Genomic DNA, 16,155 nt, shown 5'->3' on the forward strand with positions numbered 1-16,155 from the left:
TCAAGCTACAGGCTACAAGTTAAAGCCAAACTGCCTTTACTTGCCGCTTGAAGCTTGCAGCTTGCCGCTGCTTTTGTTTAGTTCAGGTGCTCGACGCGGATCCGTACGACCGGGCCCACCACGCCTTCCAAGGCCTCCAGGGCGGTGATCGCATCGTTCATGTGCTGTTCCAGCACACGGTGCGTCAGCATGATCATTGGCACCAGGCCGTCGTGTTCTTCGACTTCCTTCTGCATGATCGATTCGATGTTGATGCCACGTTCCGACAGGATGCTCGCCACCTGGGCCAGTACGCCAGGATGATCCTTGGCCTGGATACGCAGGTAGTAGGCACTTTTGCAGGCTTCGATCGGCAGGATCGGGTGCGCCGACAGCGAATCCGGCTGGAAAGCCAGGTGCGGCACGCGGTTTTCCGGGTCGGAGGTCATGGCGCGAACCACGTCCACCAGGTCGGCGATCACCGACGAAGCGGTCGGCTCCATGCCGGCGCCCGCGCCGTAGAACAGGGTCGAACCGGCGGCGTCGCCGTTGACCATGACCGCATTCATCACGCCATTGACGTTGGCGATCAGGCGATCGGCCGGGATCAGCGTCGGGTGCACTCGCAATTCGATGCCGGCCGCGGTGCTGCGCGCTACGCCCAGGTGCTTGATGCGATAGCCCAGTGCTTCGGCGTAATTCACGTCAGCGGTGGTCAGCTTGGTGATGCCTTCGGTGTAAGCCTTATCGAATTGCAGCGGAATACCGAACGCAATGGACGCCAGGATCGTCAGCTTGTGGGCGGCGTCGATGCCTTCGACGTCGAAGGTCGGATCCGCTTCGGCGTAACCCAGGGCTTGCGCCTCGGCCAGTACGTCTTCGAAGGTGCGACCCTTCTCACGCATTTCGGTGAGGATGAAGTTGCCGGTGCCGTTGATGATCCCGGCGACCCAGTTGATGCGGTTGGCGGACAGGCCTTCACGGATCGCCTTTATCACCGGGATGCCACCGGCCACGGCCGCTTCGAACGCCACGATGACGCCCTTCTCGCGAGCCTTGGCGAAAATTTCATTACCGTGAACGGCGATCAGTGCCTTGTTCGCGGTGACCACATGCTTGCCATTCTCGATGGCCTTGAGTACCAGCTCGCGGGCAACGGTGTAGCCGCCCACCAGCTCTATGACGATGTCGATCTCAGGGTTCGTGGCCACTTCGAACACATCGTTGGTAATCGCAATACCGGTCGTCTGGAACTGAGGCTTTGGCGTGCGCGTGGCAATTTGTGCCACTTCGATTCCACGCCCGGCACGACGAGCAATTTCCTCGGCGTTGCGCTGAAGTACGTTGAAGGTACCGCCACCGACGGTCCCTAACCCACAGATGCCTACTTTGACCGGTTTCACTGTGAACTCCCCATAAAACGGCCGACTCGAGGCCGGCCGTGAAAACAACCGCATACTCGCGGCTCTCTATTGATGGCCAGGCGATTGACCGCCCTACCATGATCGTCAAAGGCTGACCGTGACGATACGAACTTTATTTCGCACCCAGCGCCAGTTTGGCGACTTGTGGCGCTGGCTGGTAGCCCGGAATGACCTGACCATCAGCCAAAACGATGGCCGGTGTACCGTTCACGCCGATCGACTGACCCAGGGCGAACTGCCTGGAAACCGGGTTGTCGCACTTGGCGGCCTTGATTTCCTTGCCATCGACCATCTTGTCCATGGCGGCCTTCTTGTCTTTCGAGCACCAGACCGCCTGCAGCTGTTCGTCACCCGGCGAGCCCAGGCCCTGGCGCGGAAACGCCACGTAACGAACTTCGATGCCGCGCTTGTTCAGCTCGGGCACTTCGGCGTGCAGCTTGTGGCAGTACGGGCAGGTGGTATCGGTGAACACGGTGATGTGGGATTTGGTTTCGCCGATCGCCGGGTAAACCACGGTGTCCGCTACCGGAATCGCATTGACCAGTTTCGAGACGCCCAGGCGCTCGGTCTTCTCGGTCAGGTTGACCGGCTTGCCGTCCTTGAGCTGGAACATGTAGCCCTGAACCACGTATTGGCCGTCGGCGCTGGCATACAGCACGCGGCTGCCCTTGAGCCTGACTTCGTACAGCCCTGGCAATGGACTGGCGGTGATGGTTTCAACCGGAACTTCGAGCTGGAGGTTTTCCAGGCTTTTTCGAATGGCTTTGTCGGCCGCGTCATCGGCGACGGCAAAGGTGCTGACCAACGCAATGACTGCGGCGGCGAAAATCTGGGTCAGACGCATGAGAACTCCTGAGGGCGGACAAATGGGACGATCAGAACGCCCGTGCCGAAACACCGGGTCATAACCGCCCATCGTGCAAACCGGCAAAGCCTACCACATATGGCCCCTGTGGCCGAATGCGCCTGACGCAAGACATTGCGGCAACGTAATTCATTGTGGGAGCGGGCTTGCTCGCGAAGGCGGCTTGTCAGTTGACATCATCTTCGCCTGACCCACCGCATTCGCGAGCAAGCCCGCTCCCACAAGGGATCAACTCAGCCGCGCGGGTGGTGTTTGGCATGCAGGTCTTGCAAGCGCGCCCGGGCAACGTGAGTGTAGATCTGGGTGGTCGACAAATCGCTGTGCCCCAGCAGCATCTGCACGACTCGCAGGTCGGCACCGTGATTGAGCAAGTGCGTGGCGAAGGCGTGGCGCAACGTGTGCGGCGACAGCGACTTGCCGATTCCGGCGACCTTGGCCTGGTGCTTGATACGGTGCCAGAAGGTCTGGCGGGTCATCTGTTCTCCGCGCTGGCTGGGGAACATGACATCGCTGGGACGCCCACCCAGCAGCTCATTGCGGCCATCGCGCAGGTAGCGTTCGACCCAGACGATCGCCTCTTCGCCCATCGGCACCAGTCGCTCCTTGCTGCCCTTGCCCATCACCCGCAGCACACCCTGGCGCAGGTTGACCTGCTCCAGCGTCAGGCTGATCAGCTCGGTGACTCGCAATCCACAGGCATACAGCACTTCGAGCATGGCGCGGTCACGCTGACCGATGGCTTCGCTCAAGTCCGGTGCCTTGAGCAGCGCCTCCACATCGGCTTCCGACAGGGATTTAGGCAATGGCCTGCCGAGCTGGGGCATATCGACGCGCAAGGTCGGATCGACGGCAATCAGCTTTTCCCGCAATAAATAGCGATAAAACCCACGCACGCCGGAGAGGAATCGTGCCGTTGAACGGGGTTTGTAGTTTTGTTCCAGGCGCCAGGCAAGGTGGTCGAGGATCAATTCGCGGCCAGCGTTGATCAACTCCAGTCCTTTCTCTTGTAACCAACCGTTGAACAAGGCCAGGTCGCTGCGATAGGCATCGCGGGTGTTGTCGGACAGGCCTTTCTCCAGCCACAGGGCATCAAGGAACTGGTCTATCAGTGGGTGGTCAATGGCGGGCATAGAGGCTCAGGTAACTGGAAAACTGACGGCAAGTCTTTCATAGCCGGCCTGGGCTTTACAGCATCAGTTGATGACAGCCGCGGCTGACAGATCGATTCGCAAGCAAGCCCGCACATTGATCTCGGGTGCACACACATACCGCGCTCACAGGAGATCCAGTGTGGGAGCGGGCTTGCTCGCGAAAGCCTCAACTCGGTTCCGGATCAGCTAGCAAACCCAGGCGGGCCTGGAACGAAATTCGGGGGTAAATCGCGGGCAACAAAAAAGCAGCCCGTAGGCTGCTTTTTTCTGCATCGGAAGCTGTCTGAACTTAAGACAGTTTTTCCTTGATGCGAGCTGCTTTACCGGACAGGTCACGCAGGTAGTACAGCTTGGCTTTACGTACGTCACCGCGACGTTTAACGGCCATGCTGTCGATTTGCGGGCTGTAGGTCTGGAAAGTACGCTCTACGCCAACACCGTTGGAGATTTTACGCACGGTGAAAGCACTGTTTACGCCGCGGTTACGCTTGGCGATAACAACACCTTCGAACGCTTGCAGACGCGAACGGTCGCCTTCCTTCACTTTCACCTGAACGACAATGGTGTCGCCCGGGGCAAAGGTAGGGATCTCTTTGGTCATCTGCTCTGCTTCGAGTGCAAGGATGATTTTGTTAGTCATGCTGTGCTCCTAAGGTAAATCGTCGGATTTACCATCGATACGTTGTTAACTATCGTCCCGCTCGCGGATGTATTCCTCGAGCAGCTTCTTCTCTTCTCCAGAAAGCGAGCGGCTTTCCAGAAGATCGGCGCGTCGTTCAAAGGTCCGACCAAGGGACTGCTGTAAACGCCAACGCCGGATGTGCGCGTGATTGCCACTTAGCAATACGTCGGGAACACGCTGATCCGCATACACCTCCGGTCGGGTGTAGTGCGGGCAATCCAGCAAACCATCCGTAAAGGAATCTTCCTCGGCGGAGTCCGCATGCCCTAAAGCTCCAGGCAGCAGTCGTGTAACCGCATCGATCAAGACCATCGCCGGCAGCTCACCGCCAGACAGTACATAGTCGCCAATCGACCACTCTTCATCGACATGAGCTTCAATGAAACGCTCGTCAATGCCTTCATAGCGGCCGGCAATCAGGATCAATGCATCCAGATTCGCCAACTCGCGTACCGCCGACTGAGTCAGTTGACGGCCTTGGGGGGACAGGTAAATCACCTTCGCCGCCTCCCCGGCTGCTGCCTTGGCCTGAACCAGAGCATCTTCCAGGGGCTTGATCTTCATCACCATGCCCGGACCACCGCCAAACGGGCGATCGTCCACAGTGTGATGTCGATCCGTCGTGTAGTCTCGCGGATTCCAACAGGTGAGCTGCAACAGCCCCTGTTTCACCGCCCGACTGGTGATGCCGTACTCGCTGATGGCGGAGAACATCTCGGGAAACAAACTGATCACTTCTACGCGCAGGTTAGCCACGTTCAGAAGTCCGCATCCCATTCCACCTTCATCTCGCCTGCGGCAAGGTCGACGGCCAACACACATTGCTCCGTATAGGGCAACAGGCGTTCGCGATCATCCAGACTGCCAGCGCAAGGCTTGACCACCATGACATCATTGGCGCCGGTTTCCAGAAGATGATCGATTTTCCCGAGCAATTGCCCGAGTTGATCAATGACCTTCAGACCTTCCAGCTGGTACCAGTAGTACTCGCCGTCGGTCAATTCAGGGAACAGGTTGCGCGGCACGCAGATCTCATAACCGGCCAGAAGACGTGCTTCTTCACGATCATCGAGACCCTTGAGCTTCGCGACCAGGAATTTGTCATTCCCGCGTCCGCTGACCAGCTCGACCTGCTTGACATTGCCTTCGCGCTTGAGCGTCCAGGTTTTGTACTGCAACAGGTTTTCGGTTGGATCAGTAAAGGAATACACCTTCACTTCGCCGCGAACGCCATGAACAGAATAGATTTTGCCAATAACGATCAAATCATCGGCAACAGCTGGCGTCGCGTTCATATTGCTCAGGCCGCAGCCTTTGCAGATTCCTTCAACAACTGAGCAACGCGCTCAGAAGGTTGTGCACCAACGCTCAGCCAGTAGGCTACGCGCTCTTGGTTCACGGACAGACGAACTTCCTGACCACGGGCAACAGGGTTGAAGAAACCAACCTGTTCCTTGTGCGAACCGTCGCGCGGGTTGCGGCTGTCGGTTACGGTCAAGTGGTAAAACGGGCGCTTTTTGGAGCCGCCAAGGGCAAGACGGATTGTTAGCATGTGAACATCGTTCCTGTAGTCGGTGCTGCAAATCTAAAGGCACAGCGGGCATAGGTGCCCGAAAGGCCGCATATTCTAAGGAATATCCGGACTTTTGCAAATGTCTTTTTCCGGCGGCCTTCCGGTCGCCATCAAGATTTGCTATAGAGCCGTCGTTTAAAACGGCCAGTCAGCTCCCGCCAAGTGCGGGTTTGCTGGAGTTCCCACATTTCTGTGGTACTGCGCCGACATCTCTGACGGCGCGGATTCTTGTGCCCAGTCTCGCCAATAATGCTCCATTTTGGCGAGTGACTGTTGATCTCAGGCACGGCGCCGCGACGAGTCATAGCTGACTATAGCGAGGAGCGGCAACGCAGCATGAGGTCAACAGGCGCCGCCAACATGGAGCAGTATTGGCGTGACTGGACACTATATCTTTGGCATGCCGCCGCCGGGCAACATACCGCCCATGCCGCGCATCATTTTGGCCATTCCGCCTTTCGCGGAGAATTTCTTCATCATCTTCTGCATCTGCTTGTGCTGCTTGATCAAGCGACCGATGTCCTGCACCTGGGTGCCGGAACCCATGGCGATCCGGCGTTTGCGCGAACCGCTGATCAGCTCAGGGTCGCGGCGCTCGGCCGGGGTCATGGAATTGATGATGGCTTCCATCTGCTTGAACTGCTTCTCTGCCGCACCCTGGGCATTGCCCATCTGCGCCAGGTTCACACCGCCGATGTTCGGCAGCTTGTCCATGAGGCCGCCGAGACCGCCCATGTTTTTCATCTGTTGCAGCTGATCGCGGAAGTCTTCGAGGTCGAAGCCCTTGCCCTTCTTCAGCTTCTTGGCCAGCTTGTCGGCCTTGTCCTTGTCGAGGGTCTGCTCGGCCTGCTCGATCAGGCTGAGCACGTCGCCCATGCCGAGGATGCGCGAGGCGATACGCTCAGGGTGGAACGGATCGAGCGCTTCGCTCTTCTCGCCCATACCGATGAACTTGATCGGCTTGCCGGTGATGGCACGCACCGACAGGGCGGCACCGCCACGGGCGTCGCCGTCGACCTTGGTCAGGATCACACCGGTCAGCGGCAGCGCGTCGCCAAAGGCCTTGGCCGTGTTGGCGGCATCCTGGCCGGTCATGGCGTCGACCACGAACAGGGTTTCGACCGGGTTGATCGCGGCATGCAGCGCCTTGATCTCGCCCATCATCTCTTCATCGATGTGCAGGCGACCGGCGGTATCGACGATGACCACATCAATGAACTTGAGCCTGGCTTCTTTAATAGCCGCTTGCGCGATCGCGACCGGCTTCTGGCTCAGGTCGGACGGAAAGAAGGTCACGCCGACTTCACCGGCAAGCATTTCCAGCTGCTTGATCGCCGCCGGACGGTAAACGTCCGCGGACACGACCATGACCGATTTCTTCTTGCGCTCTTTAAGGAAGCGCGCGAGTTTGCCGGCGGTGGTGGTTTTACCCGCCCCCTGCAAACCGGCCATCAGAATGACCGCCGGCGGCACGGCGCTCAGGTTCAAGTCTTCGTTGGCCGCGCCCATCAGGCTTTCGAGTTCGGCCTGGACAATCTTCACGAAGGCCTGGCCCGGCGTCAGGCTGCGCGACACCTCGGTGCCGACGGCGCGTTCCTTGACCGAGTTGACGAAGTCCTTCACCACCGGCAAGGCGACGTCGGCTTCGAGCAACGCCATGCGCACTTCACGCAGGGTGTCTTTGATATTGTCCTCGGTCAGCTTGGCCTTGCCGGTGACATGGCGCAGCGTCTGCGAGAGACGGTCGGTTAAGTTTTCAAACATTGCGCGATCCTTTCAGGCCCTGTGTAGACCGGGATAATGGCGGCCCAGACCGGATTAAACATGTGCTCGGCGAGCCTGCGGCGTGGGCAGGTCGCGGATTATAGCGAAGACTGCGTCTGGCGGACACCTCGCACTTTCGTGCAGTGTGGGTTCTATGCCAAACTCAGCGCCTTTCGGGCTTGCCTAACAGGATTTATGCTCCCCTTGTCACCCAGTTTGCTCACCACCCTCGCCGCCGCCTGCTTGTATGCCGCTGCGACCCTCTATCAGGGCACTCGTCTGGCCACCGGCGCCAAGGCCAACAAGCGCCTGCTGGTCACGCTCGGCGTGCTGGCCGTGCTGGCTCACAGTGCCAGCCTGTTCACCCATCTGTTGACGCCGATCGGCCTGGGCCTGGATTTTTTCAGTGCCGCCAGCCTGATCGCCGCGGCGGTCATTGCCCTGACGCTGCTGGCCTGCTCGCGGATTCCGGTGGAGAACCTGCTGATATTGCTGTTCCCGCTGGGGCTCGCGACCGTGATCCTCGCGCAGGTTGCCCCCGCCGGCACGGTGCAGATCATCGACGAGGAGCCGGGCATCCTCGCCCACATCCTGCTGTCGATCCTCGCCTACGGGATGTTCACCATTGCAGTGTTCCAGGCGTTGCTGTTGCTGGTTCAGGACCATCAACTCAAGCACAAGCACCCGTCCGGACTGATCAAGAACTTCCCGCCGCTGCAGACCATGGAAAGCCTGCTGTTCGGCTTCCTCTGGGCTGGATGGACCCTGTTGTCGTTGTCGCTGGTCTCCGGCTGGCTGTTCGTCGACAACCTGTTCGCCCAGCACCTGGTACACAAGACCTTGCTGGCGTGCCTGGCCTGGATCGTCTTCAGCGTGCTGCTCTGGGGCCGCAACCGCCTGGGCTGGCGCGGACACAAGGCCATTCGCTGGACCCTCGCCGGTTTCTGCCTGCTGATGCTGGCGTACTTCGGCAGCAAGCTGGTCCGCGAATACATCCTGCACATCTGACGGGCCGCATTAATGGACGAATTACCCATAGGGCCGATGCTTGCAGTCATGGCCCTGCTGATTTTATGGTCGGGGTTGTTTACTGCCATCGAAGCGGCACAACAGCACTTGCTGGCCCAGCGCACGGCCTCGCGCTCCAGTGACAAACCCGTGGCGAAACTGAGTTTCCCGCTGAACAGCCTGATCCTCTGTAACACCCTGTGCCGCGCACTGGTGGTGGTCATCAGCACCTTGCTGGCGATTTTTGCCTGGGCTGAAAACGGTCCATGGGCCGCTTGCGTCGGGGCCGGCGCGATCCTGCTGGTGTTCGCCGACTACCTGCCACGCACCCTCGCCGTTCGCTACCCGGACGCGATCCTGGCCCTGGGCAACACCTTGCTCCGCGCCCCTCTGAAAATCATCTACCCGGCCGCCTGGCTGCTCAACGGCATCAGCCAGTTGCTGATGCGGCCGTTTGCCCGCAGAGCCAAAGTGGTGCAGCAAAGCGAAGACGAGACGCCGGGCGAGCGGCGCGACGATCACGACCAGCCGGTCTGTCGTCCGCACCCTCTGTCGGGCATCCACGCGCTGGACAACATCACGGTCAACGACATTCTGGTGCCGCGCAGTGACGTCGACGGCATCAACCTCGACGACCCCCTTTCGGAGATCATCGAACAACTGCGCCACAACAAACGCACGCGCCTGCCGGTGTTCCACAGCGATATCAACCAGGTCGAAGCGGTGCTCAATACCCGGCAGATCCGCCACTTGCTGCCAGATGGCAGCCTGACCATGGAATCGCTGCTGGCGGCCAGTCATGAGCCGTACTTCGTGCCTGAAAGCACCCCGCTGCAACTGCAACTGCTCAATTTCCACAAGCAGCAGCGACGCCTGGGCATGGTGGTCGACGAGTACGGCGAAGTGCTCGGCATCGTGACCCTGGAAGACATTCTCGAAGAAATCGTCGGCGAGTTCGAAAGCCAGCACAGCCTGGATAACCCGCATATCCATCCCCAGGCCGATGGGCGCCTGGTCATTGATGGCGCGGCATCGATTCGCGACCTGAACAAAAGCCTGGGCTGGCACCTGCCCAGTGACGGGCCGAAAACCCTCAACGGCCTGGTCACCGAGGCGCTGGAGACGATTCCCGGGAGCGCGGTGTGCCTGAAGATCGGGCGGTATCGGCTGGAAATCCTCGAAACCGAAGACAACCGCGTTACGCGAGTGCTGATCTGGCATACCACTTCGGTTCCAGCCGTCATCTAGAGCCCTGTGGCGAGGGAGCTTGCTCCCGCTGGGGGGCGAAGCAGCCCCCCTCACAAACGCCACAAATCATCCTGTCAAACGCGTTCTGGCCTGTTGCGGCCGCCGCGCGCCCGAGCGGGAGCAAGCTCCCTCGCCACAAAAGCCATTGAAAGGCTTTGGCCCCTTGTTTGATCGTTAGCCACCTTCCTATAATCGAGCCGCTTACCCAAGCCCCGCCCTACCCCTGTGCTACCCGCACTCTGCGTTAAACCCACATCCCTGGGTGTTCGACCATAATAATTCGCTCCACTGGAGCACATGACTGTCAGGGATTACCGCATGACAACCAGCACGACTTATAACGACACCACGCCCGCACAACCGACGAACTCCGCCACCCGGGTGGCCACCGCGAGCTTCATCGGTACCGCCATCGAATTCTACGACTTCTACGTTTATGCCACTGCGGCAGCGCTGGTCATCGGGCCGGTGTTCTTTCCGCAGACCTCCGGCACCGCGCAGATGCTGTCGGCGTTCCTCACCTTCGGCATCGCGTTCCTTGCCCGACCGCTGGGCTCGGCGCTATTTGGCCACTTCGGTGACCGCATCGGGCGCAAATCGACCCTGGTGGCCTCCCTGTTGCTGATGGGCGTGTGCACCACGCTGATCGGTGTGTTGCCAGGCTACGACAGCATCGGGGCCTGGGCGCCGATCCTGCTGTGCGTGTTGCGCTTCGGCCAAGGCCTTGGGCTAGGTGGCGAATGGGGCGGCGCAGCGCTGCTGGCGACGGAGAACGCACCCAAAGGCAAGCGCGCCTGGTTCGGCATGTTCCCGCAACTTGGCCCTTCGATCGGTTTTCTTGCGGCCAACGGACTGTTCCTGACCCTCGCCATGACCCTGGACGACGAACAGTTCCGCTCGTGGGGCTGGCGGATTCCGTTCCTGCTCAGCGCCGCGCTGGTGATGGTCGGCCTGTACGTACGCCTCAAGCTCCACGAAACGCCGGTGTTCGCCAATGCCATGGCTCGCCAGGAACGGGTGAAGATCCCGCTGGTGGAACTGTTCAGCCAGTACTGGGCGCCCATGCTGTTGGGGGCCGGGTCGATGGTGGTGTGCTATGCGCTGTTCTACATCTCGACGGTGTTTTCGTTGAGCTACGGCGTGTCGACACTCGGCTACACCCGCGAAACCTTCCTCGCGCTGTTGTGCTTCGCCGTGCTGTTCATGGCCGCTGCCACGCCGTTGTCGGCCTTGGCCAGTGACCGTTACGGGCGCAAACCGGTGCTGATCATCGGTGGCGTGCTGGCGGTTCTGTCCGGATTCCTGATGGAACCGCTGTTGACCCAGGGATCGACGTGGAGCGTCGCGCTGTTCCTGTGCATCGAGCTGTTTCTGATGGGTGTGACTTTCGCGCCGATGGGGGCGTTGCTGCCGGAGCTGTTTCCGACCCACGTGCGTTATACCGGGGCGTCAGCGGCCTACAACCTCGGCGGGATCGTCGGGGCCTCGGCGGCACCGTTCTTCGCGCAGAAGCTTGTGGCAATGGGAGGGCTGAGTTATGTCGGCGGGTATGTGTCGGGGGCGGCGGTGTTGAGTTTGATTGCGGTGCTGTGCCTGAAGGAGACGCGTAACAACGATCTGAACAGGGTTGCCTGACAGACCGCCATCGTCGGATCGCCGCCCGAAGCAAGCCCGCTCCCACAGGATCTCAGATGTACACAAAATTTGTGATCGACCAAGAACCCTGTGGGAGCGAGCTTGCTCGCGATAGCCGCGCCTCGGTTTAGAGCTCGACTACGACAGCCTGGGAAGCGCGGGTCGCCTTGGCACGAGCCGCCTCGATCGACTCATCCCGCGCCAACGCCACCCCCATCCGGCGCTGACCGTTCACCTCAGGCTTGCCGAACAGGCGCAACGCCGTATCCGGCTCGCTCAATGCAGCGCCGAGGTTGGCGAAAGCGGTCTGGGTCGATTGCCCTTCCACCAGGATCACCGCCGAAGCCGAAGGTCCGAACTGACGGATTAATGGAATCGGCAGGCCCAGGATCGCCCGCGCATGCAGGGCGAATTGCGACAGGTCCTGGGAAATCAGGGTCACCAGGCCGGTATCATGGGGCCGCGGCGACACTTCGCTGAACCACACCTGATCGCCTTTGATGAACAGCTCGACGCCAAACAGACCGCGACCGCCCAAGGCCTCCGTGACCGCTTTGGCCACGCGCTCGGACTCTGCCAGAGCCACCGGGCTCATGGCCTGTGGCTGCCAGGATTCCTGGTAGTCGCCTTTCTCCTGGCGATGGCCGACGGGCGCACAGAAAGTCGTGCCGCCGACGTGACGCACGGTCAACAGGGTGATTTCGTAATCGAAATCGATGAAGCCCTCGATGATCACCCGACCTTTGCCCGCGCGGCCGCCTTCTTGAGCGTAATCCCACGCGGTTTTCACGTCATCGACGCTGCGCAGCAGGCTCTGGCCTTTGCCCGAGGAACTCATCACCGGCTTGACCACACACGGGAAACCCAGATCCTCGATAGCCTTGCTGTAATCCTCGAAGGTGTCGGCGAAGTGATACGGCGAGGTTGGCAGGTCCAGCTCTTCGGCGGCCAGGCGACGGATGCCTTCGCGGTTCATGGTCAGCTGCGTGGCGCGCGCGGTCGGGATCACGGTGAAACCTTGCGCTTCAAGCTCGACCAGGGTCGCGGTGGCGATGGCTTCGATTTCCGGCACGATGAAGTGCGGTTTTTCGGCCTCGATCACGGCACGCAGGGCAGCGCTGTCGAGCATGTCGATCACGTGGCTGCGATGCGCAACCTGCATGGCCGGCGCATTGGCGTAGCGATCCACGGCAATCACTTCAACGCCCAGGCGTTGCAGCTCGATCACCACCTCCTTGCCCAGCTCACCACTGCCACACAACAAAACGCGGGTCGCGGTTGGCGACAATGGAGTTCCGATACGGGTCATCTCAGGTCCTCTATGGAGCGGATCGTCGAGGGTCGCGGCGTGATTGACCGATAAGAGCCTGCGCGCTTCCCATGGAAGCGCGGCATTTTACATGAACCAGAGGGTTTGGCTTCAGCTAGCGACGTGTAGGAGCGAGCTTGCTCGCGATGGATTCAAGAGCGCCGCGTTTAACAGCAAATACGCGTTATCGTTAACGACCATCGTCGGAACGCCGCCCGGAGCAAGCTCGCTCCTACACAGGGTTCAGGAATCGGATTTCGCAGGCAGCATCCAGAGAATTCCGCTGGACTTCGCCCGCTCATGACACAGCCCCAGCACCCTGCGCCGCTCCTCGTTGTCCATCCTGCTCCAGCGCGTGATCTCGTCCACCGTGCGCTGACAGCCCGTGCAAATGTCATCGCCGTCCAGTGCACAGATATTCACACAAGGCGATCGAACCGGGCGTTCGGCTGTGTTCATTGTTCCTGCTCAGCCAGATCGCGGGCGTAACGCTGGGCGTTATGCACGTAGTGAGCGGCACTGGCCTCCAGCATCTTCTTCTGCGCTTCGGTCAACTCGCGCACCACCTTGCCGGGCGACCCCATGACCAGCGAGCCGTCCGGAATTTCCTTGCCTTCGCCAATCAGGGAGTTGGCGCCGATGATGCAGTTCTTGCCGATTTTCGCGCCATTGAGAATCACCGCGTTGATCCCGATCAGGCTGTAATCACCGATCGTGCACCCGTGGAGCATGGCGTTGTGGCCAATGGTCACGCCGGTGCCGATGGTCAGCGGGTAGCCCATGTCGGTGTGCATCACCGTGCCATCCTGTACGTTGCTGTTCTTGCCGATCAGGATCAATTCGTTATCGCCACGCAGCACGGCGTTGAACCAGACGTTGGCGCCTTCTTCCAGCCTGACCTTGCCGACCAGCACGGCGTTCGGTGCGATCCAGCTCTGTGGATGGGTTTCGACGCGGGCGTCACCCAAGCGATATTTCATCTATGTTCCCTCGAGCTCAGGCAGGCTCACTTGCAAAAAGGTTAGGCCATTTCCAACGATGGCTTCAGGTGTTGGTAAAACGCTTGGGGGGTTGGTGCAGGCTGATTTTGGCGTCATAAAGCAGGTTGATCAACTCGACGATCATGATCGCGGTCAGGCCCCAGATCTTGTATTCGCCATAACGATAGCTCGGCACGTACCAACTTCGGCCCTGGTAATCGATGCGATGGGTATGTTCGCGAGGATCCTTGCGGAAGAATTCCAGGGGTACGCTGAACACCGCGGCAATCTCGGCGTCGTTGGCCTGATAGTCGACGAAGTCCGGAATCACGCCGACGTAGGGTGTGACCTTGATGCCGTGCAAGGAAATCAGCGGGCTCAACGGGCCGATGACTTCGACCAGCCCCGGTGCCAGGCCGATCTCTTCTTCGGCTTCGCGCAGGGCGGTGAACACCAGGTCAGGGTCTTCGGGGTCACGGCGACCACCGGGAAACGCGACTTCACCGCCATGGGTCGAGAGCCCGCTGGCGCGCAGGGTCAGGACCAGTTCCGGTTCATCATTGCGAGTGATGGGCACCAGGACCGCGGCCTCGGGAAAACGCTTGTCGGTTTCCAGTGTGCGTGGGATATGGTTGCTTACTCGATGCAATAGCTCGTCCAGCATGAGGCTTCTCGACTTATTCGCTACCTTGCATCATGCACCAATCGAACCGACCGCCCAAGCCCATAACCGCAGCATGTCGCTAAACGACAACTTGCCGACAGACACCGCCGCACGCCAAGATAGGCGCAGCATTCAGGAACCCAAGCATGAAATTTTGCAGTCAGTGCGGCAACCCGGTGACCCAGCGCATTCCAGAAGGCGATTCGCGCCTGCGATATGTCTGCGACAGCTGTCACACGATTCATTACCAGAACCCCAATATCGTCGCCGGTTGCGTGCCGGTCTGGGGCACGAAGGTGTTGTTGTGCCGACGCGCCATCGAGCCACGTCTAGGTTACTGGACGCTGCCCGCAGGCTTCATGGAGAACGGCGAAACCATCGAGCAGGCGGCGATTCGCGAGACTGCTGAAGAGGCGTGTGCCCGGGTGCGCAATTTGAGCATCTATACGCTGATCGATGTGCCGCACATCAGTCAGGTGCATGTATTCTTTCGTGCGGAGCTGGCGGATCTGGATTTTTCCGCCGGTCCGGAAAGCCTGGAAGTGGCACTGTTCGAAGAGGCCGACATCCCTTGGTCCGAGCTGGCTTTTCGCACGGTAGGCCGTACCCTGGAATGTTTCTTCGCAGACCGGCGGATCGAGCGCTATCCCGTACGGTCCGAATCGGTCCCGCCGCTCGTTCAGCCTGCCATCCGTTAAAAAACCTTCTATAAATAAATTAGTCGCGACACCTTTCAGGGATATCGTTTCAATGCGCTGGTTGCTAGCCGTGTTTTGTCTGTCGTTCCTCACTGTTTCCCAGGCTTCCACAGCGGAAACCCTGGACGGCAAAGTCGTCGAAAAAGTTCTGGTTCTCAAATCCGCTCACCAACTGCAATTGATCAACGACGGCAAGCCGCTCAGGACCTATCGCATTTCTTTGGGAAAAAGACCCGTCGGTCCGAAACTCATGGAAGGCGACAAACGCACACCTGAAGGTTTCTACTGGCTGGACTGGCGCAAGACCAGCGACCGCTTCAACCTGTCGATGCACATTTCCTACCCGAACATCAGCGACGCCGCCCGCGCCCGGCGCGAAGGGGTCGAACCCGGCGGCATGATCATGATCCACGGTACTCCGGACACCGAAGACAACCCCGAAGACCTGTTCCACACCCTGGACTGGACCGACGGCTGCATCGCCATGCGCAACATGGACATGCGCGAAGTCTGGGGCCTGGTGCCGGACGGCACGATGATCGAAATCCGTCCGTAGCGATCCTCTTCTGGCAACAGGGGCTTTTTGTGGCGAAGGAGGGGTTGGTCAATTGCAGTGAGGTGAGTGCAAAGGTTTAGAGAGATGGCGCCCGGTAGCCCGCCTTCGCGAGCAAGCCCGCTCCCACATTTGATCACTGTCGCGCACGGAATTTGCGTTCGCCGCAGAGCCCCTGTGGGAGCGGGCTTGCTCGCGAAGAGGGCCCACAAACACCGAAACCCGCAAGGCCAGATGACATTCCAAAGGCAATAAAAAACCCGTTGACGAATCAACGGGTTTTTCATTTCGGCGGCCAGGAAGATCAGAAATCCTCCAACCGCCACACCTCATAAGCCGGCGTCTCATAGGGATGGCTGAGTTTCAACGCAGCCACCACGGCCACGATCAACTCATCTGCCACCACCAGCTCAACCTTCCATTCCTCAACCTGCTCGACATGCCCCGCTTCGCCAATAAATGGCTGACTGCCATCCAACGGTCGAAACTGGCCAAGGCCCAGCACTTGCCAGGCGCAGTGGTCATAAGCCCCGATCCGTCCGCCACCGGCGGCGAATACGGCGCTCTTGACCCCCTCGACATGACTGTCGGGAACAAAAAAGCTGAGCTTGTACACGGCGCT

18 protein-coding genes are annotated in these 16,155 nt (G+C 59.8%); 5 read left to right on the forward strand and 13 right to left on the reverse strand.

Annotated features, from left to right (window positions below):
* Positions 1–77: 77 nt before the first annotated feature.
* From J2W17_RS21115 to ffh, 8 genes are all read right to left on the reverse strand, one after another.
* A complete protein-coding gene (locus J2W17_RS21115) occupies positions 78–1,382 on the reverse strand; it encodes a homoserine dehydrogenase (RefSeq protein ID WP_307338725.1) in 1,305 nt (434 codons plus the stop codon).
* Positions 1,383–1,515: 133 nt separating this feature from the next.
* Positions 1,516–2,247, reverse strand: a complete 732-nt coding sequence (gene dsbC, locus J2W17_RS21120; RefSeq protein WP_307338728.1) for a bifunctional protein-disulfide isomerase/oxidoreductase DsbC — start codon at positions 2,245–2,247, stop codon at positions 1,516–1,518.
* Positions 2,248–2,501: 254 nt separating this feature from the next.
* Positions 2,502–3,398 (reverse strand): site-specific tyrosine recombinase XerD, encoded by an 897-nt coding sequence (xerD, locus tag J2W17_RS21125; RefSeq protein WP_150746864.1) that lies wholly within the window; start codon positions 3,396–3,398, stop codon positions 2,502–2,504.
* Positions 3,399–3,708: 310 nt separating this feature from the next.
* Positions 3,709–4,059 (reverse strand): 50S ribosomal protein L19, encoded by a 351-nt coding sequence (gene rplS / locus J2W17_RS21130; RefSeq protein ID WP_055103485.1) that lies wholly within the window; start codon positions 4,057–4,059, stop codon positions 3,709–3,711.
* Between the two features lie 45 nt (positions 4,060–4,104).
* Entirely contained in the window at positions 4,105–4,878 is a 774-nt protein-coding gene (gene trmD / locus J2W17_RS21135; RefSeq protein ID WP_191626332.1) for a tRNA (guanosine(37)-N1)-methyltransferase TrmD, read from the reverse strand.
* On the reverse strand, positions 4,860–5,396 hold the full coding sequence (rimM, locus tag J2W17_RS21140; protein ID WP_008014731.1) for a ribosome maturation factor RimM: 537 nt from the start codon (positions 5,394–5,396) through the stop codon (positions 4,860–4,862). Before rimM ends, trmD begins: the two co-directional genes overlap by 19 nt.
* Before the next feature lie 5 nt (positions 5,397–5,401).
* Entirely contained in the window at positions 5,402–5,653 is a 252-nt protein-coding gene (gene rpsP / locus J2W17_RS21145; RefSeq protein ID WP_003198088.1) for a 30S ribosomal protein S16, read from the reverse strand.
* 408 nt (positions 5,654–6,061) lie between these two features.
* Positions 6,062–7,438: a signal recognition particle protein gene (gene ffh / locus J2W17_RS21150; protein WP_307338746.1), complete on the reverse strand. Its 1,377-nt coding sequence runs from the start codon at positions 7,436–7,438 to the stop codon at positions 6,062–6,064.
* Positions 7,439–7,633: 195 nt separating this feature from the next.
* On the opposite strand from ffh, the gene J2W17_RS21155 reads away from it, so the two are divergent.
* The 3 genes from J2W17_RS21155 to J2W17_RS21165 all read left to right on the forward strand — a co-directional run bounded on the left by J2W17_RS21155 (position 7,634) and on the right by J2W17_RS21165 (position 11,329).
* Positions 7,634–8,446 carry a cytochrome C assembly family protein gene (locus J2W17_RS21155; protein ID WP_307338749.1) on the forward strand — a complete coding sequence of 271 codons (813 nt, stop codon included), beginning with the start codon at positions 7,634–7,636 and terminating at the stop codon, positions 8,444–8,446.
* A 12-nt stretch (positions 8,447–8,458) separates the two neighbouring features.
* Positions 8,459–9,694 (forward strand): transporter associated domain-containing protein, encoded by a 1,236-nt coding sequence (locus J2W17_RS21160; protein ID WP_307338752.1) that lies wholly within the window; start codon positions 8,459–8,461, stop codon positions 9,692–9,694.
* A 318-nt stretch (positions 9,695–10,012) separates the two neighbouring features.
* Entirely contained in the window at positions 10,013–11,329 is a 1,317-nt protein-coding gene (locus tag J2W17_RS21165) for an MFS transporter (RefSeq protein ID WP_307338756.1), read from the forward strand.
* A gap of 127 nt (positions 11,330–11,456) precedes the next feature.
* Here J2W17_RS21165 and purT read toward each other — a convergent pair whose 3' ends face one another.
* The 4 genes from purT to J2W17_RS21185 form a co-directional block, all read right to left on the reverse strand.
* On the reverse strand, positions 11,457–12,638 hold the full coding sequence (purT, locus tag J2W17_RS21170) for a formate-dependent phosphoribosylglycinamide formyltransferase (protein ID WP_307338759.1): 1,182 nt from the start codon (positions 12,636–12,638) through the stop codon (positions 11,457–11,459).
* A gap of 243 nt (positions 12,639–12,881) precedes the next feature.
* Entirely contained in the window at positions 12,882–13,097 is a 216-nt protein-coding gene (locus J2W17_RS21175) for a DUF1289 domain-containing protein (protein WP_307338762.1), read from the reverse strand.
* Positions 13,094–13,618 carry a gamma carbonic anhydrase family protein gene (locus tag J2W17_RS21180; protein WP_307338765.1) on the reverse strand — a complete coding sequence of 175 codons (525 nt, stop codon included), beginning with the start codon at positions 13,616–13,618 and terminating at the stop codon, positions 13,094–13,096. Before J2W17_RS21180 ends, J2W17_RS21175 begins: the two co-directional genes overlap by 4 nt.
* 64 nt (positions 13,619–13,682) lie before the next feature.
* Positions 13,683–14,282, reverse strand: a complete 600-nt coding sequence (locus tag J2W17_RS21185; protein WP_307338768.1) for a CoA pyrophosphatase — start codon at positions 14,280–14,282, stop codon at positions 13,683–13,685.
* Positions 14,283–14,428: 146 nt separating this feature from the next.
* On the opposite strand from J2W17_RS21185, the gene J2W17_RS21190 reads away from it, so the two are divergent.
* Positions 14,429–14,980 carry an NUDIX hydrolase gene (locus J2W17_RS21190; RefSeq protein ID WP_307338771.1) on the forward strand — a complete coding sequence of 184 codons (552 nt, stop codon included), beginning with the start codon at positions 14,429–14,431 and terminating at the stop codon, positions 14,978–14,980.
* A 52-nt stretch (positions 14,981–15,032) separates the two neighbouring features.
* Complete coding sequence (locus tag J2W17_RS21195) at positions 15,033–15,536, forward strand: L,D-transpeptidase family protein (protein ID WP_307338774.1); 504 nt, start codon at positions 15,033–15,035, stop codon at positions 15,534–15,536.
* Between the two features lie 301 nt (positions 15,537–15,837).
* Here the strand turns inward: J2W17_RS21195 and J2W17_RS21200 are convergent, their stop codons facing one another.
* Entirely contained in the window at positions 15,838–16,149 is a 312-nt protein-coding gene (locus J2W17_RS21200; protein ID WP_307338777.1) for a Nif3-like dinuclear metal center hexameric protein, read from the reverse strand.
* Positions 16,150–16,155: the final 6 nt, after the last annotated feature.

It is taken from the genome of Pseudomonas lini, assembly GCF_030812475.1.
In the GTDB taxonomy this organism is placed as follows: domain Bacteria; phylum Pseudomonadota; class Gammaproteobacteria; order Pseudomonadales; family Pseudomonadaceae; genus Aquipseudomonas; species Aquipseudomonas lini_A.

What these genes read in the sequence shown, in the direction of transcription:
- dsbC (WP_307338728.1), bottom strand. Translation starts at nt 2,247, where the DNA reads ATGCGTCTGACCCAGATTTTCGCCGCCGCAGTCATTGCGTTGGTCAGC.
- J2W17_RS21180 (WP_307338765.1), bottom strand. Translation starts at nt 13,618, where the DNA reads ATGAAATATCGCTTGGGTGACGCCCGCGTCGAAACCCATCCACAGAGC.
- J2W17_RS21165 (WP_307338756.1), top strand. Translation starts at nt 10,013, where the DNA reads ATGACAACCAGCACGACTTATAACGACACCACGCCCGCACAACCGACG.
- J2W17_RS21190 (WP_307338771.1), top strand. Translation starts at nt 14,429, where the DNA reads ATGAAATTTTGCAGTCAGTGCGGCAACCCGGTGACCCAGCGCATTCCA.
- J2W17_RS21195 (WP_307338774.1), top strand. Translation starts at nt 15,033, where the DNA reads ATGCGCTGGTTGCTAGCCGTGTTTTGTCTGTCGTTCCTCACTGTTTCC.
- rimM (WP_008014731.1), bottom strand. Translation starts at nt 5,396, where the DNA reads ATGAACGCGACGCCAGCTGTTGCCGATGATTTGATCGTTATTGGCAAA.
- J2W17_RS21155 (WP_307338749.1), top strand. Translation starts at nt 7,634, where the DNA reads ATGCTCCCCTTGTCACCCAGTTTGCTCACCACCCTCGCCGCCGCCTGC.
- J2W17_RS21175 (WP_307338762.1), bottom strand. Translation starts at nt 13,097, where the DNA reads ATGAACACAGCCGAACGCCCGGTTCGATCGCCTTGTGTGAATATCTGT.
- J2W17_RS21160 (WP_307338752.1), top strand. Translation starts at nt 8,459, where the DNA reads ATGGACGAATTACCCATAGGGCCGATGCTTGCAGTCATGGCCCTGCTG.
- xerD (WP_150746864.1), bottom strand. Translation starts at nt 3,398, where the DNA reads ATGCCCGCCATTGACCACCCACTGATAGACCAGTTCCTTGATGCCCTG.
- ffh (WP_307338746.1), bottom strand. Translation starts at nt 7,438, where the DNA reads ATGTTTGAAAACTTAACCGACCGTCTCTCGCAGACGCTGCGCCATGTC.
- rpsP (WP_003198088.1), bottom strand. Translation starts at nt 5,653, where the DNA reads ATGCTAACAATCCGTCTTGCCCTTGGCGGCTCCAAAAAGCGCCCGTTT.
- rplS (WP_055103485.1), bottom strand. Translation starts at nt 4,059, where the DNA reads ATGACTAACAAAATCATCCTTGCACTCGAAGCAGAGCAGATGACCAAA.
- trmD (WP_191626332.1), bottom strand. Translation starts at nt 4,878, where the DNA reads ATGGGATGCGGACTTCTGAACGTGGCTAACCTGCGCGTAGAAGTGATC.
- purT (WP_307338759.1), bottom strand. Translation starts at nt 12,638, where the DNA reads ATGACCCGTATCGGAACTCCATTGTCGCCAACCGCGACCCGCGTTTTG.
- J2W17_RS21185 (WP_307338768.1), bottom strand. Translation starts at nt 14,282, where the DNA reads ATGCTGGACGAGCTATTGCATCGAGTAAGCAACCATATCCCACGCACA.